The sequence below is a fragment of the Monashia sp. HAY1-2A genome, assembly GCF_056755315.1.
The window spans coordinates 1-23035 of record NZ_JBNDHY010000044.1 but is presented as its reverse complement, the minus strand read 5'-3'; the positions used below and the strand labels follow the sequence as shown (position 1 = coordinate 23035).

The following is a 23035-nucleotide window of genomic DNA, read 5'->3' as shown; positions in this document are numbered from 1 at the left end:
CTCCCTGCGCTTCCAGCGATCTCCCACCTGCTCCCGGGACCGGGGGATGATGGATGGGTCCGCGCGGACGGATCGGGAGGAGGAGCCGTGGCATCGGTGGACGTCGAGGTCGAGACGGTCATCGCCCGTCCCGTCGAGGAGGTGGCCGCGTACGCGGGCGACCCGTCGAACGCGCCGGAGTGGTACGCGAACATCTCCTCGGTGCGGTGGCGCACGGCGCCGCCGGTCCGCGTCGGCAGCCGGCTGGACTTCGTCGCGCGCTTCCTCGGCCGCCGCATCGCCTACACGTACGAGGTCGTCGAGCTCGAGCCGGGTGGGCGGCTCGTCATGCAGACGGACGGCAGGCCGTTCCCCATGCGGACGGTCTACGCCTGGGAGGCCGCCGGCGACGGCGCGACGCGGATGACGTTGCGCAACGTCGGCCGGCCGTCGGGTTTCGCGGCGGTCGGCGCCCGCCCGATGAGCGCCGCGATGCGCTCGGCGATGACGAAGGACCTCGAACGGCTCAGGCGTCGTCTCGAGGCGCCGTGACCTGCGCCCCCTGCACCGGCGGCTGGGCGGACCAGGGGAAGACGACCCACCGGTCGGTGACGCGCCACACGTAGTCGGGCGTCACCTCGGAGCGCGGCTTGCCGTAGAGCACCGCGCTGCGCGCCTCGGCACCGTGCCGGCGCAGCAGGTCCATGACGAGGGTCAGGGTGCGGCCGGAGTCGGCGACGTCGTCGACGACGAGGATGCGCCGGCCCGTCAGGCTCTCGGTGTCGAGGTGCGGGGCGAGCAGGACCGGGTCGGGCAGCGTCTGGTCGACGTCCGTGTAGAACTCGACGTTGATGGCGTCGGTCAGCTTGAGGCCGAGGGCGTAGGCGAGGCCGCCACCGGGCAGCAGGCCGCCACGCGCGACGGCCACGAGGATCTCCGGGCGGAAGCTCGACGACGCGACGAGCTCACCGAGCTCGCGGCAGGCCCGGCCGAAGCCCTCCCACGTCAGCACCTCCTTCTCGTCGAGCGTCGAGGAGTCTGCGTGGTAGGCGAGCGTCATGGCCTCGACCCTAGCCGCGTCGTCAACGGGCGGTGACCGTCCGGCCCCGGGCCGCCGGAGGACCCGGCCGGGCGTCGGGGAGACTGGCGGGGTGAACAGCGCACCCCGCCGGCCCGGTCCGTCTCGACGCTCGCAGGTGGCCCCGTTCGAGGTCATGGACGTGCTCGACCGGGTGGCGGTGCTGCGCGCGCAGGGTCGGGACGTCGTCTCGCTCTGCGCGGGGGAGCCCTCGGGTGGGGCGCCCTCCCTCGTGTCCGAGGCGGCCGCGCGCCTCCACGCGTCCGGGCGGGCGTTGACGTACACGTCGGCCCTCGGCACCCACGAGCTGCGCGCCGAGATCGCCGCACACTACGGCCGCTGGTACGGGGTCGAGGTCGACCCGGCCCGGGTCGCGGTGACGACCGGCTCGTCCGGCGGCTTCGTCCTCGCCTTCCTCGCCGCCTTCGAGGCCGGAGACCGCGTCGCGCTGGCGCGGCCGGGCTACCCGGCCTACCGCAACATCCTGCGGGCCCTCGGCTGCGAGGTCGTCGAGATCGACTGCGGCCCCGACACCCGCTTCCAGCCGACGCCGCAGCTCCTCGAGGCTGCGCAGGCCCGGGGCCCGCTCGCCGGGCTCATCCTCGCCTCACCGGCCAACCCGACGGGCACGATGGTCGACCGCGCCGAGCTCGCGGCCGTCTCGGCGTGGTGTGCCACGAACGGCGTCCGGCTCGTCAGCGACGAGATCTACCACGGCGTCACCTACCCCGAGCCCGGGGCCGCCGACCCGCGCGGGGTGTGCGCGTGGGAGCTCGGCGACTCGGCGGTCGTCGTCTCCTCCTTCAGCAAGTACTGGGGCATGACCGGGTGGCGGCTCGGTTGGCTGCTCCTGCCCGGCGACCTCGTCCGCACCGTCGACGCGCTTGCGGGCAACGTCGCCCTGTGCCCGCCGGCGCCGGCCCAGTACGCGGCCGTGTCCGCGTTCGCGGAGGAGTCCTACGCGGAGTGCGACGAGGCGGTGGCCGAGTTCGCCCGCACCCGGAAGCTGTTGCTGGACAACGCCGCTCGCCTCGGTTGGGGTGGGTCGGCGCCGCCTGACGGCGCCTTCTACTACTGGGCCGACCTCGGACCGCAGCTCGAGCGCTGGGGTGGCTCGCGTGCCTACGCGTCGGCGCTGCTCGAGCAGGCCGGCGTCGCCGTCACGCCCGGAGTCGACTTCGACGACCGGGCCGGCGAGCACTCGGTGCGCCTCAGCTTCGCCGCCGGCAGCACCGCGGTCGGCGAGGCGATCGACCGGATCGAGGCCTTCCACGCGCGCTGACCCAGGGCCGCACCTCACACTCCGGTGCGCAGACGCGTCCACCGGGTGTGAGCAGCCACGTCACCATCGACCCCGCGATCCTCTACCTCGGCACGCCCGTCGTGCTCGTGTCGACGACGAACGAGGACGGTGGCGTCAACCTCGCGCCGTTCTCCTCGGCCTTCTGGCTCGGACACACCGCGACGCTGGGGATCGGCCTCGCCTCGCACACCCTGGCCAACCTGCGTCGCACGCGCGAGCTCGTCGTCAACCTGCCGAGCCAGCACCAGGTCGACGCCGTCGACCGGCTGGCCCTGACGACGGGAGCCGAGCGGCTCTCGGCGTGGAAGCAGGCGGCCGGCTACCGCCACCACCGTGACAAGTTCGGCCTCGCGGGGCTGACCCCGGTCGCATCGGACGTCGTGACGGCGCCCTACGCGGCCGAGTGCCCGGTGGCGCTGGAGGCCTGCGTCGAGTCGGTCCACGAGACCGACCACGCGCTCGTCGTGGCCCAGGTGGTCCGCGTCCACGTGCACCCCTCGGTCCGCGCGGACGGTCACGCCAACCGCATCGGCCCCGACAGGTGGCGCCCGCTCGTCATGAGCTTCCAGCGGTTCTACGGCCTCGGCGGGCAGCTGCAGCCCTCCCGCCTCGCCACGGTCGACGAGGAGCACTACCGCTGAGCGCCCGCGGGGCGCCCCCGGGTTGGTCTGCGGTTCGCCCGCGTGGGGCCCCTGTCGGGTCTACCGTCCCGGTATGGGCTGGTTGTCTGACGTGCTCGGCGCCGTGCGCGCCCGGCTGCGCCCCGGCCACCCGGACCGCCCCGGAACGCCACCGCTCGAGCCGGTGCCTCCCGGGCAGCTCGCCACCGTCGACGCCCTCGTGGCCCGGATGCGCGAGGTGGACTCCGCGCTGCCCGCCGGCGACGGGGTGCGCGCCTTCAGCGGCATGTACCTGCGCGTCACCGAGCTCGTCCGCGACCGGCTCTCCGAAGGGTGGTTCCGGGACGCCGCCACGATGACGCGGCTCGACCTCGTCTTCGCCGGGCTGTGGCTCGACGCCGTGGTCGCCCCGACCCCGACCGACGCGTGGCGCCCCCTCTTCGAGGCCCGCACGCGACGTGACGTGCTCGCCATCCAGTTCGCGGTCGCCGGCATGAACGCCCACATCAACCACGACCTGCCCGTCGCCGTCGTGCGCACCTGCCGCCAGCTCGGCCTGCGGCCGGACAGCCCGGGGCTCGAGGAGGACTACCAACGCGTCACGCTGCTGCTGGCACAGGTGCAGGACGAGGTGCGCCGCTCGTTCCTCGACGGCCTCGCGCTCGAGGTGGACCAGCGCGTCGCCGGTCCCGTCGCCGACCTCGTCGGCACGTGGAGCATCGCCCGGGCCCGCGACGCCGCGTGGACCAACGCCGGCGTGCTGTGGTCCCTGCAGGGCGTCGAGCCGCTGTGCGGCGACTACCTCGCGACGCTCTCGCGGACGGTCGGCCTCGCCGGGCGCCAGCTGCTGACCCCGCTCGCACCCCTCGCCTGAGCTCGCGGTCGGCCCCGGCTCGTCGCGTCGTCTGCCGTCGGGCTCGCCGTCGAGCTTCCCGTCGAACTTCCGGTCGGCTGCATGTATCACGCGTCCGGTTCGCCCCTCTTTGTCCCCGGACGGAGCGAGACCCCGACGGTCCTGCCCCGCCGCGCGGCCGCGATGACGTGGCCGTCCACGATCTCCCAGGGGAGTCCCACGAAAGGAAACCGAGATGGCCGACCAGAGGTCCACCTCCGGGCAGGGCGCCAAGCGCCGGCCCAGCACCGACGTCGCCACGCCGCAGGACGCGGCCGCCGAGGGCGCCGCGCTCGCGACGCGGACGGCGTCCGACATCGCCGAGCGGGCGCTCGCGGGCGACCGCGGCCTCGACCGCGCACCGTCGACCAGCTTCACGAGCGAGTTGAACAACATCGACTTCCGCAAGATGATCGGCGGGCCGCTCCAGGCCGCCGTCGACGCGCAGGTCGCCTCGTCGCTCGCGACGATCGACTTCATCAACAAGGTCGGGTTCAGCGACGACGGCGCCGGCAAGCGCGAGCTCGTCATGGTCGACTTCACCCACACGCGCAAGGACGTCGACTCCGAGGGGCACGAGGTGTCCAAGGACGTGGCCCTGCGCGTGCCGCTCCTCGCGATGCTGCCGATCCCCTCGCTGCGGATCGAGCAGGTCGTCGTCGACTTCAACGTCAAGCTCAACTCCGTCGAGAGCTCGAGCACGTCCGACGACCTGGGCGTCAACGCCGAGGTCAAGGGCGGCTGGGGCCCGGTCAGCTTCAAGGTGTCCGCGTCCTACCAGCGCAAGACGGCCACGAACGTCGAGGTCAAAAAGGAGTACGCCCTCAACGTCAACGTCAAGGCGGTCCAGGACGAGATGCCGGCCGGCCTCGAGAAGGTCCTCGGGATGCTCGCGGCCTGACCGCGAGATCCCTTGCACGACAACGCAACACAACGCACTACACGCTGCTGGTTCGACGAGACGACACGACAGGAGGCAGGTCCGTGGCCGAGGTCACGCTGGGCGACTACACCGGGTACATCCTGCTCGAGATGATCAGGGCCCGCGAGATGGCCGACCACTACTCGAGGGTGGTGGCCGAGAGGTACGCGGCCGACGAGGTGATGCGTCACTTCGCGGTGCCCCGGTTCAAGGTGCCGAAGATGGACCTGACGATCCCCGTGCTCATCTCGGGTGCGCGGTTCACGCAGACGCTCCGCTTCGACATGACCCTCGAGGACTTCGTCGCGGCGATGCAGCAGCGGGCCGCGGAGGCCCGGGCGCGGCTGGTCAGCCCGCCGCTCCCGGGCTTCCCCGGCAAGGTCGGGCCGGTGATGCCCGACAAGCTCGACATCCCGATCCTCCTGCCGCCCCAGCCCGTCCCGGTGGACCGGGAGGCAGGGCGGGGGCTCGGCGACGTCAAGGCGCTCGCGGTCGAGTTCCACGAGCAGCTCGTGGCCAACCCGGACCCGCTGCGTCCCGACACCATCGTCGCCGTCATGTGGAGCCGCATCTTCTGGGCGGCGATCGACGCCGAGTCGACGCCGGGTGGCCTCGGCAGCACCGACGCCCTGGCCACCGACCCGCGCGAGCAGCTGCTCGCCGAGACCGGACAGGAGGTGCTCGAGCTGGTCCGGTCCCGCACCGTCATCGACAAGACCCAGATCGACAACCTCCTCATCAACCCGGAGACGAACGTCGTCAAGAACGGCAGCACCGACTCGAGCGTCTTCACCGTGTCGGCAGAGCTGCTCGAGGAGGCGTTCTACCTGCGCTCGGTCACCGACGAGTCGGGCGCGACGTCGACGATCGTGGAGTTCGAGTGACATGCAACCGTTCCTGCACGACCGGATCAACCGGTTCGAGGGCCTCCTCGAGTCCTCGACGACGGCGATGCGCGCCTACGTGGGCAACGACCTCGGGTACGCCGACGTCGTCGGCGAGCACCTCGACGGCGCCGCCGAGGCCTACCGCGCCATGAGCTCGCCCGACGCCGAGAACGCCCTGCGCGCCCTGGCGGCCGAGCTGGCCGCGGCCCGACGGGGCGTCGACGCGGCGTCGGCGACCCGCGTCGAGACGCGCCGGCGGGAGTTCGAGCGCTCCGTGGCGCTGCGCTCGCTCCTGTCGGCCGGCGAGCGGCTCCGCGACGACCTCGGGGCGGCCCAGCGCTCGCTGACCGAGGCGCGCGAGCAGCTCGCCCCCGTCGTCGTCTTCGCGCTCGACCACGGCCTCATGCCCGCCGGCTTCGGCACCCCGACCCAGGACGAGCTCGAGAAGCTGTGGCAGGCGATCCTCCAGCGGCCCGAGAGCCGCGGCACGGCGCAGATGCTGGCGATGCGCCTCTCGCAGCACGACCTCGTGCTGCTGCTCGCCGACCTGCTGGTCAGCGCCGGAGTCCGCGGCTAGGACGTCCGGCGGACGCCCGCCCGCACCCCGCGCCGTGGCCGGGACTCAGGCCGCGGCGGCGGGCAGCGAGCGCGACGCGGGCGGCGCGGCGTCGAGCAGCGCCTCGGCCGGCGCGCCGACCGGAGCTGCGGGCGTACGCCGCATCGCGGCCCGCAGCCGCCACGCCGCGTACACCGCGAGCAGGCTCAGGCCGACGTGCAGCGCGAGGAACCCGTTCGCCAGGCCCAGGCCGAGCAGCGCACCGGCGACGAGCGGGCCGAGCGCCGAGAACGTCGTCTGGATCGCCGTGAAGGTGCCGAGCGTCGTGCCGACGAGCCCGGTGGGCGCCAGGCTCGCGGTGAGCGGGTTGAGCACGGGTGCGTACATCGTCTCGCCGACGGCGAAGACGCCGAACGTCGTGACGAAGAGGGCGGACGCGACCGGCGGCGAGACGAGCTGCGCGGTCGAGAGCACGACCCACGCCAGCGTCCAGACGCCACCGACCACCATGAGCAGCGAGCCGGCGGCCCGCCGTGCGGTGAGCCGCACGACGACGACCTGCAGCGCCACGATGACGATGCAGTTGACCGCGGCCGCGAGGCCGATGGCCGACTCGTCGGCGTCGAGGACCGTCAGGGCGTAGGCCGGCAGGCCGGACTCGAACTGGGCGTAGAAGCCGAGCGCGAGCGTCACCGTGACGACGGCGGTCCAGCGCAGGGCGGGCACCGCGAAGACCCGGCGCAGCGCCTCGACGGTGCTGACGCGTGCCTCGCACTCCTCGGGGGCGACGTCCGCCTCGACCTCGGCGGGCGCGCCGATGCCCGCGATGCGGATGATCGCGGCCGACAGGGCGAAGCCGACGCCGGCGGCGACGAAGGCCAGCGTCATGCCGTCGGTGCGTGACAGGTCGACGAGCTGGCCCGCGACGAAGGCCCCGACGGCCATGCCGATCGCCTCGGCCGTGAACTTGTAGGCGAAGACCTTGCGGCGGTCGGCGTGCCCGGCCCACCGCAGCACGAGGACAGACGCGGCCGGCGTCGAGGCGGTCAGGCCGAAGCCGAAGACGAACATGCCCACGAGGAACGAGGGCGCCGTGTCCGCCCAGACGAGGCCGGCCACACCGGCTGCCGCGAGCAGCTTGGCGAGGACGGCGACGAGCACCGGGTCGAAGCGGTCGCTGAGGCGGCCGGCGAACGGCGCGGCCACGAGGGCGCCGACGGAGAAGAGGGAGCTGGCCAGGGCCGCCGCGAGGGGGCCCCAGCCGCGGGTGTTCGCCGCGTACGCGTACTGGTAGGGCAGCACCGTGCCCCATCCGAGCATGCCGACGGAGGAGGCGAGGACGAGCAGGCGCGTGCGCATGGGTTTCACACCCTTTCCGGGGTCGCAGGTCGAGGCTGTGTGCGGTCGCGGACGCACTTCGGCGGCAACGCGACTTCGGACTCGAATATTTCGAACTAGAAGTTCGACCTCGAAACTCTAGCACCCCGCCCGGGGGATGGAACAATGCCTTTCCATGGCGACTCGACGACGCAGGAGCGCGGCCCAGGAGCACGCGGCCGACGTCGCGCTCTACACCGCCGCGGGCGGCGAGGAGTCGGTGCAGCGCGTCATCACCGGCGTCTATGCCGTGACGAGGAAGCTCGACCAGTGGTACGTGCGCCAGTTCGCCGACCTCGACCTCACCCAGGGCGAGTGGGCGGTACTGGCCGGGCTCGCCCGCGCCGGTGACGCGTGCCTGACCCCGAGCCAGCTGGCCGACCTCGCCAACGTCGCCCCCTCGTCGATGACGCACCGCCTGGACAAGATGGAGGCCCGCGGCCTCGTCCGGCGCCGGCCCGACGAGTCGAACCGCACCCGCACGCTCGTGTCGCTGACCGACGATGGCTGGACGCTCTTCCGGGCCGCCGTGCGCGAGTCGAACGTCGTCGAGAGCGACACCCTCCGCGGCCTGAGCGAGACCGAACGCCACGAGCTCGGCCGGCTGCTCGAGATCGTCATCGCGGACCTCGGCGACATCGAGGCGTGACCGCGTGCCCACCCCACCGGAGTCACCGATGAGCTACCGCCGGCCCGTCCCCACCATCGGCGACCGCACGTCGGCCGCCGAACGCGCCCAGGCCCCCGACGCGTGGGCCCTCCGCGACGACCTCGCCTCCCTCGCGCGCGTCATCGGAGCGCGCCGGGACATCCGGCGGTTCCGGCCCGACCCCGTCCCGGAGGAGGTCCTGGAGGCGGTCCTGCTGGCCGGCCACCGGGGACCCAGCGTCGGGCACAGCCAGCCGTGGCGGTTCGTCGTCGTCACCGAACCCGCCACGCGCGACGCCGCCGCGCTGATGGCCGACCGGGCCCGGCTGCGGCAGGCCGCCGGCATGGCCGAGGAGTCGGCGCGCGGCCTGCTCGACCTGCGCCTCGAGGGCATCCGCGAGGCCCCGGTCGGCGTCGTCGTCGCGTGCGACCGCCGCACCCCGGCCGCGGGCGTCCTCGGCCGCGCCACCTTCCCCGACGCCGACCTGTGGTCGTGCGCGGCGGCGATCGAGAACATCTGGCTGACGGCGCGCGCCCACGGCCTCGGCCTCGGCTGGGTGACCCTCTTCGAGCCGGCCGAGCTCGCGAACCTGCTCGGCCTGCCGGACGGCGTCGAGACCCTCGGCTGGCTCTGCCTCGGCTGGCCCGACGAGCGTCCGCCCGAGCCGGGCCTCGAGCGCGCCGGCTGGTCGCGGCGCCTGCCGCTCGAGCAGGTCGTCATGCGCGAGCGCTGGACCGAGACCGAGGCGCCCGTCTCGCACCTGCGCGCGCCCGCCCAGGACGCGGTGGTCGGTGCACGTGACCGCGCCGACGACCTGCTCACCGCGCCCGGCTCCCTCGGCGCCCTCGACGCCGTCCTCGACCGCGTCGAGGCCCTCCCCGCACCACGAGCCTGGACCGGGCGCGGCACGCTCGTCGTCGCCGCGGCCGACCACGCCGTCACGGCGCACCGCGTCAGCGCCTTCGACGCGTCGGTGACGGCCGACGTCGCCGACGCGACGCGGGCCGGCACGTCGATGGGGGCGGTGGCCGCCCGGTCGGCCGGGCTCGACGTCCTGCTCGTCGACGCCGGGGTCGGCTGCGCCAGAGGCGATCTCGTGACGACCGACGCGCTCGACGCGGACACCTTCGCCGACCTGGTCTCGCTGGGCCGCGAGCACGGCCGGCGTCTCGCGCCGTCCGGGCCCATCGCCCTCGGCGAGGTCGGCGTCGGCAACACCACCGTCGCCGCCGCCCTCGCCGCAGCGCTCCTCGGCGTACCCGCGTCGGAGGTCGTCGGGCGCGGGTCGTCGGCCGACACGGCGATGGTCGAGCGCAAGCGCGAGGTCGTCGACCGGGCCGTGGCCCGGGTGACCGGGGCGGCCGGCATCGGCACGGCCGACGGCGCTGTCGACGCCGTCGACGCCGTCGACGCGGCGGAGGTGTTCCGGCGGCTGGGCGGTGGAGAGCTCGCCGTGCTGCACGGCGTGGTGCTCGGTGCCTGCGGGGCCGGTGGCGTCGTCGTGCTCGACGGGCTGGCCACCTCGGTCGCCGCCCTCGCCGCCGTCCGGGTCGAGCCGGCCGTCGCAGCGCACCTCGTCGCGGGGCAGCGCTCGCGCGAGCGGGCGCACGCCCTCGTGCTGCGCGAGCTCGGCCTCGAGCCCCTTCTCGACCTGCGGATCCGGGCGGGCGAGGGCGTCGGCGCGGCCCTCGCCACCGGGCTGCTGCACACCGGTCTGGCCCTGCGCCGCGAGGTCGCGCGCACCGGCGCCGGCTGAACGGGCGCGCGTCCCGGGTCGGACGCGTCACCCCCCACCAGCGCCGACCCCCCGGCGGGCGGCAGACTGGGCCCCGACCCGCCGCGGGTCCTCACACGGCAGGAGGCCGCATGCTCTACTCGCTCGGAGACCGGACGCCGAGCGTCCACGACACCGCCTGGGTCGCCCCGAGCGCCGAGGTGCTCGGCGCCGTCGAGCTGCAGGCCGGCTCCAGCGTCTGGTACACGGCGGTGCTGCGCGCCGACGTCGAGCCGATCGTCCTCGGCGAGCGGAGCAACCTGCAGGACGGCGTCGTCGTGCACACCGACGCCGAGCACCCCACGACCATCGGCTCCGGCGTCTCCGTCGGGCACCGGGCGGTGCTGCACGGCTGCACCGTCGGGGACGACTGCCTCGTCGGCATGGGCGCCGTCGTCCTCAACGGCGCCCGCATCGGTGCCGGCAGCCTCGTGGCGGCCGGGGCGGTCGTGCCCCAGGACACCGTCGTCCCGCCGCGCTCGCTCGTGGCCGGTGTGCCCGCGACGGTGCGCCGCGAGATCGACGACCCCGGCCTGTTGCGCATCCGAGCCAACGCCGAGGTCTACGTCGGCCTCGCCGAGCTGCACCGCTCGGCCCGCGTCATAGGCTGACCCATCCGTGGACGGTGACCGAATGACCTCTGCCGGACCCGAAGCCGGACCGCTGTGCGACGTCCTCGTCGTCGACCTGACGCGCGCGCTCGCCGGCCCGCACGCCACGATGATGCTCGGGGACCTCGGTGCCCGCGTCGTCAAGGTGGAGGCGCCCGGTCGGGGCGACGACACCCGCGGCTGGGGGCCGCCGTTCGTCGGCGAGGAGGGGCAGCGGGAGGCGACCTACTTCCTGTCGGCCAACCGCAACAAGGAGTCGATCACCCTCGACCTCAAGGACGCCGCCGACAGGGACGTGCTGCTCGCGCTCGTCGACCGGGCGGACGTGCTCGTCGAGAACTTCCGCACCGGCGTCCTCGAGCGGCTCGGGCTCGGGCTCGAGGCCCTCATGGCGCGCAACCCGCGGCTCGTCGTCCTGTCGATCACCGGCTTCGGCCACGACGGGCCCGAGGGCGGGCGTGCCGGCTACGACCAGATCGCCCAGGGCGAGGCCGGGCTCATGTCGCTGACCGGTTCCGGGCCCGAGGACCCGCAGCGTGTCGGCGTGCCCATCGCCGACCTGCTCGCGGGCATGTACGGCGCGTACGGCGTCGTCGCGGCCCTCAACGAACGGCACCGCACGGGACGCGGCACGCTCGTGCGGACCTCGCTCCTCGCGTCGGTCGTGGGCGTCCACGCCTTCCAGGGCACCCGGTGGACCGTCGCGGGCGAGGTCGGCCGGTCCGCCGGCAACCACCACCCGTCGATCGCGCCGTACGGCCTGTTCCGCTGCCGCGACGGGTCGGTGCAGATCGCCGTCGGCAGCGAGGGCCTGTGGCAGCGGCTGTGCACGGCCTTCGGGCTCGACGCGTCGGGCGAGGGCGTGGCCACCAACGCCGAGCGGGTCGCGCACCGCGACGAGGTCATCGAGCTGGTCGAGGCGGCCTTCGCGGACTGGGACGCCGAACCCCTGCTCGCCCGGCTCGCCGAGGTCGGCGTGCCCGCGGGCAAGGTGCGCACCCTCGACGAGGTGTACGGCTGGGACCAGACCGTCAGCCAGGGCCTGCTCGTCGACGTCGAGCACCCGACGCTCGGCCGGATCACGCTGCCCGGGCCACCGCTGCGGTTCTTCGACGCCGGCGGCAGCGAGGTGACCCGCCGCGAGCACGCGGCCCCGCCGACGCTCGGCGAGGACGGCGCGGCCATCCGCGCCTGGTTGCAGGAGGGGTGACGCGAGGCGGCCGTCGACGACCCCTGTGGCCCTCGCGCCCTCCGTCGCGTCACCGGAAGCGAGCCGCGAACTCTCCGGGCGTGAGCCCCGTGGCGCGGCGGAAGTCGCGGGTGAAGTGGGCCTGGTCGGCGTAGCCGAGGTCGGCGGCGATGGCCGCCAGGCCGGCCGAGTCGTCCCGGAGCCGTTCGGCGGCCTCCTGCAGCCGCCGCCGGCGGATGAGCCACTTGGGGCCGAGGCCGATGCGCTTGTGCAGCAGGCGTTGCAGGGTCCGCTCGGCGACGTCGAAGCGCGCGCACAGGTCGTCGACCCGCAGGAGGTCCGGCGAGGTCTCGACGACCTCGACGAGCGCGTTGACGAGCAGGCCCTCCTCGTCGACGGGCAGCAGCGGGCGCAGGGCGTCCTCGACGACGTCGCGGGCGGCGGCCTGGGCCTCGGCACTCCCGGGGTCCGCGCGCATCGCGTCGCGCACGGCGACGGTGAGGCGGGGCCCGTCGAGCGTCGCCAGGGCGTCGAGGTCGACGAACCGGTCGGTGAGCCGGCGCACCGGCCGTCCCGTCAGCAGCCAGCCGGCCGACGGGCGCAGCATGAGACCGACGGCCCACCCGCGTCCCTCGAGCACCTGGCGCGAGAGACCGGACGCGACGCCGTAGAGGCGGGCGTACGACGGCGACACGACGAGCTGGCACACCGGGTAGGCCAGGACGTCCTGGCGCGACGCGGTCCCCGGGGGCACGTCCCAGACCGGCACCCAGAACCGCCGGGCCAGCCCGTCGAGGTCCGGGGAGACGGGGGTGCGCGTCAGGGTCACGGAGCGGTCGGCGGGGTCGACGAGGTGGGCGCGCTCCTCGTCGCGCGTCACGACCTCGTCCCGGGTGCTGCGCACGGTCCTCACCGCGCCCAGAGGTACTCGACCTCGGGCCGCCCGGCGCCGGAGTAGCGCGAGCGGCGCACCGCCAGGCGCGTCTCGCAGAGGTGCTCGAGGTAGCGGCGGGCCGTGACGCGCGCGACGCCGAGCTCGTCGGCGACCTCGCTCGCCGACCGGCCCCCGTCGGCCTCGCGCAGGGCCCGCGAGACCCGAGCGAGCAGCTCCTCGCCCATGCCCTTCGGCAGCCGGGTCTCCGCGCCACCACGCATCCCGGCGAACACCTCGTCCACCTCCGCCTGGGTGGACACCTCCGCACCCCGGGTCAGCTGGTCCCGGTAGGAGCGGTACGCGACGAGCCGGTCGCGCAGCGTCGCGAAGACGAACGGCTTGAGCACGTACTGGACGACGCCGAGCGAGACGGCCGACCGAACGACGTCGAGGTCCCGCGCCGACGTGACGGCGATGACGTCCGCCCGGTGCCCGGCCGCCCGCATCGCGCGCACGACGTCGAGGCCGTGCCTGTCCGGGAGGTTCATGTCGAGCAGCACGACGTCGACTGCCTTGTCCTGCAGGACCTTGAGGGCCGCCTGCGTCGTGCCGACGGTCCCCACGACGGAGAAGCCGGGCACGCGCTCGACGTAGGCGCTGTGTGCCTCCGCGGCGATCGGCTCGTCCTCGACGACGAGCACCCGCAGGGCCCCCGCCCCGGACGCCGTCACGGGGACACCTCGTGCGGCGTGGCCGCGTCGCGGACCGGCAGCCGCACCGTGAAGGTGGCCCCGGGTGGGCCGTCGACCTCGAGGGTCCCGCCGAGCCGCTCGACGGTCTGGGCCACGAGGGCCAGCCCGATGCCCCGCCGCCCCGCGCTGCCCTGCTCCTTGGTCGACCAGCCGCGCCGGAACGCGTCGGCGACGCCGCCCGGCGGCAGCCCGGGACCGTCGTCGCTCACCTCGAGCACGGCGTGGTGGTCGTCGACGTGCGAGTCGAAGGCGACGTGCCGGGGGACGCCGGGCTCGCCCGCCGCGGACACGGCGTCGAGGGCGTTGTCGATGAGGTTGCCGACGATCGTCACGACGTCCCGCGTCGGGGCGACGTCCCGCGGGAACCGGGCGCCGGACCCGATGTCGAAGACGATGCCGCGCTCGTGCGCCTCCGCGGCCTTGCCGAGGAGCAGCGCCGTCAGGGCCGGCTCGTCGACGGCGCCGACGACCTTGTCGGTGAGCAGCTGCGACACCTGCAGCTCCTCGGTGGCGAAGTCCAGGGCGCGGTCGGTGTGGCCCAGCTCGATGAGGCTGACGATGGTGTGCAGCCGGTTGGCCGACTCGTGCGCCTGCGAGCGCAGCGCCTCGGTCAGGCCGCGGGCCGAGTCGAGCTCGCCCGTCAGGGCCTCGAGGTCGGTGCGGTCGCGCAGCGTCGCGACGTGGCCGAGCAGCCGGCCTCTCCACTGGGCCGGCGCGCGGTTGAGGACGAGGACGCGCGCGGCCGTGACGTGCAGCTCGTCCTCGTGGGTGGCGTCGTCGGTGAGGGCGGCGACGAGCGCCGGCGCGAGCCCGAGGTCGGCGACGCGTCGGCCCACGGCGTCGGCGGGCAGCGCCAGCAGCCGCACCGCCTCGTCGTTGGCCAGGCGCAGCGTGCCGTCGAGGTCGGTGATGACGAGCCCCTCGCTCACCGCGTGGAGGACCGCGTCGTAGTACTCGTACATCTCGCGCAGCTGCTGCTCGCCCAGACCGTGGGTCTGCCGGCGGATGCGCCGCGACACGAGCGCCATGCCGAGACCCGACAACAGGGCCGCGCCCAGGCCGGCGAGCAGGATGCCGGGCAGCTGCGCCCGCACCTGCTCGCCGACGGCCGACTTGCGGATGCCGACCGAGACGAGCGCGACGATCCGCGACCCGTCGCGAACCGGCACGACGACGCGCGCCGACGGCCCGAGCGTGCCGGTGTAGTCCTCCTCGACGACGCCGCCTGCGCGGGCCGCCTCCGTGTGGCCGATGAACCTCCTGCCGATCTGGGCCGGGTCGGGGTGCGTCCACCGGACGGCGTCGGTGCTCATGACGACGACGAAGTCGGTGGCGGTGTCGGCCCGGACGCGTTCGGCGAACGGCTGCAGCTGCGCGGTCGGGTCGGGTCCCTGCACCGCCGAGACGACGGCCGGTGTCGAGGCGATGGTCTCGGCGACGGCGAGCGCGCGCGCCATCGCCGCCTCGTCGCCGGCGCGCTGCGCCTGGACCCAGGCGCCCAGCAGACCGGCGGCGACGACGAGGACCGCCACCAGCACCTGCAGGGCGAAGGTCTGCGCCGCGACGCTCCACCGCCGCGGCGAGAACTCAATGAACACAATCGTGACCCTAGTCACCGCGCCGGTCACTCTCGATGTCATCCACCGGTCCGGGGTCTCCACACCCGGCCCACGCCAACGGAGGTCACCGTGAGTTCCACCGCCGACAGCGCCGTCGACGCCCACACCGGGGCACGACAGAAGCGCGACCGCACCCATTTCCTCTACGTCGCCGTCATCGTGGCGATGGTCGCCGGCATCATCGTCGGCTGGGCCTTCCCCGACGTGGGCAAGAGCCTCAAGCCGCTCGGCACCGGGTTCGTCAGCCTCATCAAGATGATGATCACGCCGATCATCTTCTGCACGATCGTGCTCGGCATCGGCTCGGTCCGCAAGGCCGCCCAGGTCGGCAAGGTGGGCGGGCTCGCGCTCGGCTACTTCGTCGTCATGTCGACCGTCGCGCTCGGCATCGGCCTCGTCGTGGGCAACATCATCCACCCCGGTGACGGCCTCAACCTCACCGCCGCCGTCGCGCAGTCGGGCGCCTCGCAGGTCGACGCGAAGGTCGAGGGCCCGGTCGACTTCCTCCTCGGGCTCATCCCCGACACGCTCGTGTCGGCGCTGACCTCGGGCTCGGTGCTCCAGGCGCTGCTCATCGCCCTGCTCGTCGGGTTCGCGCTGCAGAAGATGGGCAAGGCCGGCGAGCCGATCCTCGGCGGCATCAAGCACCTCGAGCGGCTCGTCTTCCGGCTCATGGCCATGGTCATGTGGGCCGCTCCGATCGGTGCCTTCGGCGCCATGGCCGCCCTCGTCGGCGCCACCGGCATCGGCTCGCTCAAGAGCCTCGCCATCCTCATGGGGGCCTTCTACGTCACCTGCCTCATCTTCGTCTTCGCCTTCCTCGGCTCGATCCTCAAGCTCGTCACCGGCATCGGCCCCTGGTCGCTGCTGTCCTACCTCGGCCGCGAGTTCCTCCTCATCCTGTCCACGTCGTCGTCGGAGTCGGCCCTGCCGCGGCTCATCGCCAAGATGGAGCACCTGGGCATCTCCCGGCCCGTCGTCGGCATCACCGTCCCGACCGGCTACTCGTTCAACCTCGACGGCACGGCCATCTACCTGACGATGGCGAGCCTGTTCATCGCCGAGGCCATGGACAAGCCGTTCAGCCTCGGCCAGCAGATCGGCCTGCTCGTCTTCATGATCGTCGCGAGCAAGGGCGCGGCCGGCGTCAGCGGCGCCGGCATGGCGACCCTCGCCGGTGGTCTCCAGTCGCACCGCCCGGACCTCGTGCCCGGTGTCGGCTTCATCGTCGGCATCGACCGGCTCATGAGCGAGGCCCGCGCCCTGACGAACTTCGCCGGGAACGCCATCGCGACGGTCATCATCGGCACGTGGGTCGGTGAGATCGACAAGGACAAGGCGCGACTCGTCCTCGCCGGCGAGCTGCCGTTCGACGAGTCGAGCATGCTCGACGCAGAGTCCGACGCCGTGGAGGCGCCGGTCCCCGACAGCTCGGCGGACCGCCCCGCCGAGGGCCAGCTGGTCGGCGCACGCTGACGCACCACCACCACCCCGACGCGCACCGGCGCGGCCGCACAGGCCGCGCCGGTGCTGCACGTCCGGGGTGACCAGGGTCACCGACGCCACGGGGACCCGCCGACTGTGCTGGGGGACAAGGGTTTCGGACGGCTCTGGCGTGGGAAGCACTGCGCCGTCCGGCGTCTCGTCTTGCGCGTCGCATTTCGTTTCGGCAGGGTTGACGGCCGAACGAAACCGCTGAGACACCGAGACGTGAGGAGACTGGCGGCATCCCTCGTCGGGTGCCGTCGACGACGTATGGCCCTGATGACCCGAGACACCGACGAGACCCCGCAGGAGCCGCGCGAGGCCCTGCACCCCGCCCTCGAACCGCCACCCGTCAACCACGAGGAGGCGGCCCCGTCCCGGCTCGACAAGCCCGTCTTCTGGGTGGCCGCCGCGCTCGCCATCGGGTTCGTGCTCTGGGGCGCGCTCGGTACCGGGAGCCTCAGCACGAGCGCCTCCACCGGCCTCGAGTTCGTCGTGCACAACACCGGCTGGCTCTTCTCGATCGTCGCCTCTGGCTTTGTCGTGTTCGTCGTCTGGCTCGCCGCGAGCCGCTACGGCAACATCCCGCTCGGCGGTGACGGCGAGGAGCCGGAGTTCCGCACCTCCTCCTGGGTGGCGATGATGTTCTCCGCCGGCATGGGCATCGGCCTGATGTTCTACGGCGTCACCGAGCCGGTGAGCCACCTCGTCACCCCGCCGCCCGGCACCGGCGCCGCGGGCAACCCGGCCGCCGTCCAGACCGCCATGGCCACGACGATGTTCCACTGGTCGCTGCACCCGTGGGCCATCTACGCCGTCGTCGGCCTCGCCGTCGCCTACGGTGTCTTCCGCAAGGGCCGCTCGCTGCTCATCAGCTCGGCCTTCGCCCCGCTCTTCGGCGACCGACGGGCGAACGGCGCCGCCGGCAAGGTCATCGACGTCTTCGCCGTCTTCGCGACGCTGTTCGGCTCGGCCACCTCGCTCGGTCTCGGCGCCCTGCAGATCGGCTCCGGCCTGCAGCTCGTCGCGGGCGTCGGCCCGGTCGGCAACGGCCTGCTCATCGGCATCATCGCGGTGCTGACCGTCGCCTTCATCCTGTCGGCCGTGTCGGGGGTGGCCAAGGGCATCCAGTGGCTCTCGAACATCAACATGGTGCTCGCGGTCGCGCTCGCGTTCTTCGTGTTCGTCGTCGGCCCGACGGTGTTCATCCTCGACCTGCTGCCGACGACGATCGGCTCCTACGTGCAGGACCTCGCCATGATGTCGGCCCGCACCGACGCCGCGGGCGGCGCCGGCATGAAGGACTGGCTGGCCTCCTGGACGATCTTCTACTGGGCCTGGTGGGTCAGCTGGACGCCGTTCGTCGGCATGTTCATCGCCCGCATCTCTCGGGGGCGCACCATCCGGCAGTTCGTCACGGGCGTGCTCCTCGTGCCGTCGGTCGTCTCGCTCGTGTGGTTCGCCATCTTCGGCGGCGCCGGCATCTGGCAGCAGCAGCACGGCCAGGACATCGCCGGCCGGTCCTCCGCGGAGGGCACCCTGTTCGCCATGCTCGGCAACCTGCCGTGGCCGACGGTCACCGCGGTCGTCGTCATGGTCCTCGTCGCGATCTTCTTCGTGTCGGGCGCCGACGCAGCGTCGATCGTCATGGGGACGCTGTCGGAGAAGGGGACGCTCGAGCCGTCGCGGAGGACCGTGATCTTCTGGGGCGCCGCCACGGGCGCGGTCGCCGCCATCATGCTCGTCATCGGCGGCGAGGACGCGCTCTCGGGTCTGCAGAACGTCACGATCGTCGCCGCGCTGCCGTTCCTCGTCATCATGGTCGGCCTCGCCGCGGCGCTGGTGAAGGACCTCTCGCGCGACCCGCAGGTGGTGCGGCGCCGGTACGCGACGGCCGCCGTCGAGCACGCCGTCGTCACCGGCGTGAGCGAGCACGGTGACGACTTCACGCTCACCGTGCAGGAGACCGCGCCCGGTGAAGGCGTCGGCGAGCTCGTGCCGACCGAGTGGTCCGAGGACGCCGACGCGGCGACCGGCGCCGACCCGACGGTCTCCGAGGAGATCGGCGAGAAGACGCAGCGGGTCGGGGCCTCGATGCGGCTCTGACCACCCGCGGTCGAGCCGGACCGAGCGCCCACCTGCCGCCAGAACCGCGCCATGGCACGGTTGCGTGGGGGTACGGGGCTGGATCGGCCGCCACAGGTGCGCCGTGGCGCGGTCGGGGCAAAGGGGCAGCCGACCGTACGAGGTCGTCACCTCACCGCTGGCACGATGAGGTGGCCGCGGCTGCCGCGGACGGTGTGCCCCTCGGCGGCGGTCGGCGTCGACGCCACGACCAGGCTCCCGGACCACCCCATGCCGTCTGCTCGCCGAGCGGGGTTGAGCCTCAGCTGAACTCGGCGAGCAGGTCGGGGCTGATCTGCGCCATGACGGCGTACGCCCGCTCCACCGGCACGTCGACGACGTCGTAGTGCGAGGCGCCGGCCGCCGTCGTCGCGACGAGGGTGGCCACTCCTGCACGCCGCTGGAACCAGGACCGGCGGACCGTCCAGCCGATGACGCCGTCGCGGTCGAGGGCGACCCGGCGCCGGTCGAGCGAGCCCTCGCGCGCGACGAGGTGGCGGGGCGTCACGAGGTGCCCCAGCCCGGCGTACCGGTCGACTCCGAGCCAGGCCGCGAGGCCGACCAGCACGGGCGCCGCCAGGTACCACGTCGCCGGCGCCTTGGTCGTGGCGACGAGGACGGCCAGGCCGATGAGGCCGGCGACGGTGGGAACGAGGGTCCGGGTCAGCCTGCGCCGCAAGGCCGCCCGCCCATGCCGCTGCAGCGGCGCGTTCACCGCGTCCCCGTCCGCGACGACGTCGGCGGCCACGCGGACGACGAGACCAGCGGGGGCGGGCGGCACGAGCCAGTCCGCGCCGCCGCGCTCACGCAGCAGCCCCGTGGTGACGACCTTGAGGCGTCGGCCGCCGACGAGACGCAGGCCCGCCGGCTCGTCGACCTGGACGCCACGGACGCGGCCGCGGTCGATGCTCGTCTCCCGCGTGGTCAGCAGGCCCCGGCGGGTGTGGAGGCTGCCCAGGCGGTTGCGCGTGAGCCGGAAGCCCCAGAAGCTGAGGACGTAGGCGCCGACTGCGAGCACCGAGACGACGACGAGCACCAGCAGCACGTCGAGCCAGACCGCCAGGCCGCGCACCCACTCCGCCCCCGACGCGATGACCTCGCCCTGGTCGCGCACCCGCCCGACCGCCTGGAACAGGAAGCCCACGCCGGCGGCCGCGGTCGCGATCCCGGTCAGCGTGAACGGCGCGTACCGGACCCACGTCGGGTCCAGCCGCACGAGCTCCTCGTCGACGGGCAGCGACTCCCACCCCGCAGCCGGGACCTCCGAGAGGTCCTCGTCCAGCCGCACCGGAGCACCCGTGGGGGAGGGGAGCGCGGTGACCGCCGGGTCGATGCGGTGCAGCAGCTCGGCCCGGAGCCGGCGTCCCTCCTCGACCCGCAGCGAGTCGAGGACGAGCCGGTCCCGCTGGCTGCCACCGGTCGAGATCTCGACCTTCGCGAGGCCGAGCAGCCGGTGGTAGACCCGCGCGGTGAGGTCGACGGTGCGGACCTTGTCGAGCTGGGCCGTCGTCGTCTGCTTGGTGAGCAGGCCGCGGCGCAGCTCGATGCGGCCGGCCGCGATGCGGTACCGCGTCGTGAACCACCGCAGCACCCCGAAGCCGACGATGACCGGCAGGGCGTAGAGCTCCCACGGCTGGTCGCTGTCGGAGCTCGCCCGGGCGACGAGCAGGGCGAGCACGGCGGGCAGCAGCCGGACGAGCGTCTCGACGGGGTGGATGAGGAGCATCCGCGCGTCGAGGCGTCGCCACTCGGTCTCGGGCACCGGGTCTGCGGGGGCAGGCTCGGTCACGTCGCGTCGCCCTTCTCGAGGACGGCCGCCGCGGACAGCGTCTCGACCAGCTCGGTGGCCACCGGCAGGTCGAGCGCGTGGATGCGCAACGGGCCCGCCGCGGACGCCGTCGTCACGGTCACCGACGCCAGCCCGAGCACCTGGGCGACGGGCCCACGCTCGAGGTCGACGGTCTGGACCCGGCTCATCGGGGCGATGCGTCGCTCCTGGCGCAGCCAGCCGGTCTGCGTGTAGATGGCCCGCCCGGTGGCCTCCCACCGGTGCACGCGCCACCGCCACCGGGGCATGACGAGGACGTAGGCCACCGAGAGCACGAGCCACGCGACGCCGACGGCCCAGTGCGTGGACCGGCCACCGGCGTCGTCGGCGACCCACCACACCACCTGTGCCACGAGGAGCCCGACGACGGGCACGAGCGCCTCGACGGTCCAGAGCGTCACCGCGCGAGGTGACACGAGGTTGGCCGGGGCACGGAGGATCGCTGCCTCCTCGGTCTGCATGGGTCCACGGTGTCACACGGAACCCGGTCGGCGGGACAGCACGACGGCGTGCACGTGTCGTGCGATGGTGTGCCCATGGGAACGATCGCGGTGCACGAGTTCATCTCCCTCGACGGCGTCTTCGAGGACCCGTCCTGGACGTTCGACTTCGGCTTCGACCCCCGGATGGGGGAGACGCTCGCCGATGTCACCGGCGCCGCCCGGGCCATCCTGCTCGGCCGGCGCACCTACGAGATGTTCGCGCCGGCGTGGTCGACGCGGACGGCCGAGGACGACCCCGGCGCCCCGTTCTTCAACGAGACCCACAAGTACGTCGTCGCCTCGCAACAGCCGGGCGTCGAGTGGGGACCCTCGACCGTGCTGCCCTACGACGCCGACGCGATCCGCCGGCTCAAGGACTCCGTGGACGGCGCGATGTACGTCTCGGGCAGCGGCACACTCGTGCGGGCGCTCCTCGCCGACGGGCTCGTCGACGACCTGCACCTGTTCGTCTACCCGGTGGCACGTGGCACGGGTGGGCGGCTGTTCGCCGACGGCGGTGGCCCGACGACGCTGCGGCTCAAGGGCTCCGACGTCTACGACAACGGCGTCGTGCACCTGGCCTACGGTCCCCCTGCGGGGCCGTGAGCCCGCGCGAGCCTCCGGCGTCCCTCCACGAGACGGGGCCGGGCGCATCGAGGTTAGGGTGAGGCACATGTCGGGTCTGGTGATGGTCGAGGGTCTGCCCGGCTCGGGCAAGAGCACGACGGCGCACGGCCTCGGCACTTGGCTCGCGGGCCGCGGCGTCGCGGTCGAGCAGTGGCCGGAGGGGCGCACCGACCACCCCGTCGACCTCGAGCAGGTCGCGGTCCTCACGAACGAGGCCGTCGTGCAGCTGCTGGGCGAGATGCCCTCTGCCGCAGATGCCTTCATCGGTGCCGCCGAGCGGGCCGGTGACGCGTGGCTCGTCCGCCTCGGCCGCGACGGGCACCTGCCCGCAGAGCTCGTGGACCGGCTGCGCCGTCACGACGGCTACGACGGTGACGTCACGCCCGAGCTGCACGGGCGCGTCCTCACCGACAGCTGGCGCCGCTTCGGGACCGCCGAGCCGCGCGCGGAGGTGCACGTCTGGGAGTGCGTCCTGCTCCAGAACCCCGTCTGCGCGTTCGTGGCCCGGTTCGACCAGCCGACGGCGGTGCTGGAGCGACACGTCCGCGGGCTCGTCGAGGCGGTGTCGGACCGCGCTCCGGCGCTCGTGTACCTCGACGCCGGTGACCCGGCGCCGGTCCTCGAGAAGGCGGCGGCCGAACGTCCGGACGCCTGGCTCGAGGCCGTCGTCGCCTACCACACGCAGCAGGGCTGGGGGCTGGCCCGCGGCCTCGCGGGTTTCGAGGGCTACGTCGAGTTCATGCGCCATCGCCGCGCCGTCGAGCTCGACCTCCTGCCGCGACTGCCGCTGCCGACCCTCGTCGTGCGCACCGACGCCGGCTCGTGGCCCGAGCACACCGACCGCATCCGGGCGTTCGTCGGCGAGCACCTCGGGCTCGAGGCGGCGCCGGGACCCGAACGGGCCGCCTGAGGAGGTCGGGCCGTCAAGCGGCCGTGCCCGCGGCCGTGCCAGCGGCCGCGTCGGTCTGCCGGCCGAGGTGACGGGCCTCCTTACGATGGGGCGCATGGCTCTCGAACTCGGTCTCGACACGTTCGGTGACATCGCGGACGGCCCGGACGGGCAGCCGCTGCACCCGGCCGTCGTCCTGCGCGAGGTCCTCGCCGAGGGCGAGCTGGCCGACCGGCTCGGGCTCGACTTCTTCGGGATCGGCGAGCACCATCGGCCCGACTACGCCGTCAGCGCGCCCGACACGCTCCTCGCGGCGCTGGCCTCCCGCACCGGGCGCATCCGGCTCGGCACGTCGGTCACCGTCCTGTCGTCCGACGACCCGATCCGCGTCTTCCAGCGGTTCGCGACGCTCGACGCCGTGTCCAACGGCCGCGCCGAGATCACCGTCGGCCGCGGGTCGTTCATCGAGTCCTTCCCGCTCTTCGGACTCGACCTGTCGGACTACGAGACCCTCTTCG

At 73.7% G+C, this 23035-nt stretch carries 23 protein-coding genes; 16 read left to right on the top strand and 7 right to left on the bottom strand.

Annotation, left to right across the window (positions count from 1 at the left end; all coding sequences use genetic code 11):
- Positions 1–87 precede the first annotated feature (87 nt).
- A complete protein-coding gene (locus ACPYOM_RS08910; RefSeq protein ID WP_481345673.1) occupies positions 88–531 on the top strand; it encodes an SRPBCC family protein in 444 nt (147 codons plus the stop codon).
- Here the strand turns inward: ACPYOM_RS08910 and ACPYOM_RS08905 are convergent.
- Entirely contained in the window at positions 506–1039 is a 534-nt protein-coding gene (locus ACPYOM_RS08905; protein WP_481343239.1) for a phosphoribosyltransferase, read from the bottom strand. The genes ACPYOM_RS08910 and ACPYOM_RS08905 overlap by 26 nt on opposite strands.
- Before the next feature lie 91 nt (positions 1040–1130).
- Between ACPYOM_RS08905 and ACPYOM_RS08900 the strand changes: the two genes are divergently transcribed.
- From ACPYOM_RS08900 to ACPYOM_RS08875, 6 genes are all read left to right on the top strand, one after another.
- The gene (locus tag ACPYOM_RS08900; RefSeq protein ID WP_481345672.1) at positions 1131–2339 is read left to right on the top strand and encodes an aminotransferase class I/II-fold pyridoxal phosphate-dependent enzyme; all 1209 of its coding nucleotides are present in this window, start codon (positions 1131–1133) and stop codon (positions 2337–2339) included.
- Between the two features lie 47 nt (positions 2340–2386).
- Entirely contained in the window at positions 2387–3001 is a 615-nt protein-coding gene (locus tag ACPYOM_RS08895) for a flavin reductase family protein (protein WP_481345671.1), read from the top strand.
- Between the two features lie 73 nt (positions 3002–3074).
- Positions 3075–3854 carry a DUF5995 family protein gene (locus ACPYOM_RS08890; protein WP_481345670.1) on the top strand — a complete coding sequence of 260 codons (780 nt, stop codon included), beginning with the start codon at positions 3075–3077 and terminating at the stop codon, positions 3852–3854.
- 214 nt (positions 3855–4068) lie between these two features.
- Entirely contained in the window at positions 4069–4773 is a 705-nt protein-coding gene (locus tag ACPYOM_RS08885; protein WP_481345669.1) for a DUF2589 domain-containing protein, read from the top strand.
- Between the two features lie 83 nt (positions 4774–4856).
- Positions 4857–5678 carry a hypothetical protein gene (locus tag ACPYOM_RS08880; protein WP_481343234.1) on the top strand — a complete coding sequence of 274 codons (822 nt, stop codon included), beginning with the start codon at positions 4857–4859 and terminating at the stop codon, positions 5676–5678.
- A 1-nt stretch (position 5679) separates the two neighbouring features.
- Entirely contained in the window at positions 5680–6258 is a 579-nt protein-coding gene (locus ACPYOM_RS08875; protein ID WP_481345668.1) for a hypothetical protein, read from the top strand.
- 45 nt (positions 6259–6303) lie between these two features.
- On the opposite strand, the gene ACPYOM_RS08870 is transcribed toward ACPYOM_RS08875, so the two are convergent.
- Complete coding sequence (locus ACPYOM_RS08870; RefSeq protein WP_481343369.1) at positions 6304–7596, bottom strand: MFS transporter; 1293 nt, start codon at positions 7594–7596, stop codon at positions 6304–6306.
- A 154-nt stretch (positions 7597–7750) separates the two neighbouring features.
- On the opposite strand from ACPYOM_RS08870, the gene ACPYOM_RS08865 reads away from it, so the two are divergent.
- The 4 genes from ACPYOM_RS08865 (at position 7751) to ACPYOM_RS08850 (ending at position 11858) form a co-directional block, all read left to right on the top strand.
- The gene (locus ACPYOM_RS08865) at positions 7751–8263 is read left to right on the top strand and encodes a MarR family winged helix-turn-helix transcriptional regulator (RefSeq protein WP_481343368.1); all 513 of its coding nucleotides are present in this window, start codon (positions 7751–7753) and stop codon (positions 8261–8263) included.
- Positions 8264–8267: 4 nt separating this feature from the next.
- Complete coding sequence (bluB, locus tag ACPYOM_RS08860; protein ID WP_481343367.1) at positions 8268–10019, top strand: 5,6-dimethylbenzimidazole synthase; 1752 nt, start codon at positions 8268–8270, stop codon at positions 10017–10019.
- A gap of 110 nt (positions 10020–10129) precedes the next feature.
- Positions 10130–10648 (top strand): gamma carbonic anhydrase family protein, encoded by a 519-nt coding sequence (locus ACPYOM_RS08855; RefSeq protein WP_481345667.1) that lies wholly within the window; start codon positions 10130–10132, stop codon positions 10646–10648.
- 22 nt (positions 10649–10670) lie between these two features.
- Positions 10671–11858, top strand: a complete 1188-nt coding sequence (locus ACPYOM_RS08850; protein ID WP_481345666.1) for a CaiB/BaiF CoA transferase family protein — start codon at positions 10671–10673, stop codon at positions 11856–11858.
- A 49-nt stretch (positions 11859–11907) separates the two neighbouring features.
- Here ACPYOM_RS08850 and ACPYOM_RS08845 read toward each other — a convergent pair whose 3' ends face one another.
- The 3 genes from ACPYOM_RS08845 to ACPYOM_RS08835 are packed head-to-tail and all read right to left on the bottom strand — an operon-like array spanning position 11908 to position 15061.
- The gene (locus tag ACPYOM_RS08845; protein ID WP_481345665.1) at positions 11908–12741 is read right to left on the bottom strand and encodes a helix-turn-helix domain-containing protein; all 834 of its coding nucleotides are present in this window, start codon (positions 12739–12741) and stop codon (positions 11908–11910) included.
- Between the two features lie 5 nt (positions 12742–12746).
- Positions 12747–13442, bottom strand: coding sequence for a response regulator (locus tag ACPYOM_RS08840; protein ID WP_481345664.1), 696 nt, complete (start codon positions 13440–13442; stop codon positions 12747–12749).
- The gene (locus tag ACPYOM_RS08835) at positions 13439–15061 is read right to left on the bottom strand and encodes a sensor histidine kinase (protein ID WP_481345663.1); all 1623 of its coding nucleotides are present in this window, start codon (positions 15059–15061) and stop codon (positions 13439–13441) included. The genes ACPYOM_RS08840 and ACPYOM_RS08835 overlap by 4 nt, the downstream gene beginning before the upstream one ends.
- Before the next feature lie 90 nt (positions 15062–15151).
- On the opposite strand from ACPYOM_RS08835, the gene ACPYOM_RS08830 reads away from it, so the two are divergent.
- Both ACPYOM_RS08830 and ACPYOM_RS08825 read left to right on the top strand, forming a co-directional pair.
- Positions 15152–16558 (top strand): cation:dicarboxylate symporter family transporter, encoded by a 1407-nt coding sequence (locus tag ACPYOM_RS08830; RefSeq protein WP_481345662.1) that lies wholly within the window; start codon positions 15152–15154, stop codon positions 16556–16558.
- Positions 16559–16846: 288 nt separating this feature from the next.
- On the top strand, positions 16847–18673 hold the full coding sequence (locus tag ACPYOM_RS08825; RefSeq protein WP_481345661.1) for a BCCT family transporter: 1827 nt from the start codon (positions 16847–16849) through the stop codon (positions 18671–18673).
- A 280-nt stretch (positions 18674–18953) separates the two neighbouring features.
- Here ACPYOM_RS08825 and ACPYOM_RS08820 read toward each other — a convergent pair whose 3' ends face one another.
- Both ACPYOM_RS08820 and ACPYOM_RS08815 read right to left on the bottom strand, forming a co-directional pair.
- Entirely contained in the window at positions 18954–20480 is a 1527-nt protein-coding gene (locus ACPYOM_RS08820) for a PH domain-containing protein (protein ID WP_481345660.1), read from the bottom strand.
- Positions 20477–20980, bottom strand: a complete 504-nt coding sequence (locus ACPYOM_RS08815; RefSeq protein WP_481342426.1) for a PH domain-containing protein — start codon at positions 20978–20980, stop codon at positions 20477–20479. The genes ACPYOM_RS08820 and ACPYOM_RS08815 overlap by 4 nt, the downstream gene beginning before the upstream one ends.
- A 75-nt stretch (positions 20981–21055) precedes the next feature.
- Here ACPYOM_RS08815 and ACPYOM_RS08810 point away from each other — a divergent pair, with 75 nt between their 5' ends.
- The 3 genes from ACPYOM_RS08810 to ACPYOM_RS08800 all read left to right on the top strand — a co-directional run.
- Positions 21056–21607: a dihydrofolate reductase family protein gene (locus ACPYOM_RS08810; protein ID WP_481342427.1), complete on the top strand. Its 552-nt coding sequence runs from the start codon at positions 21056–21058 to the stop codon at positions 21605–21607.
- 67 nt (positions 21608–21674) lie between these two features.
- Positions 21675–22538, top strand: coding sequence for a P-loop NTPase family protein (locus ACPYOM_RS08805; protein ID WP_481345659.1), 864 nt, complete (start codon positions 21675–21677; stop codon positions 22536–22538).
- Between the two features lie 94 nt (positions 22539–22632).
- Positions 22633–23035 (top strand): LLM class flavin-dependent oxidoreductase (locus tag ACPYOM_RS08800; protein WP_481345658.1); only part of this gene is annotated, 403 nt, incomplete at its 3' end.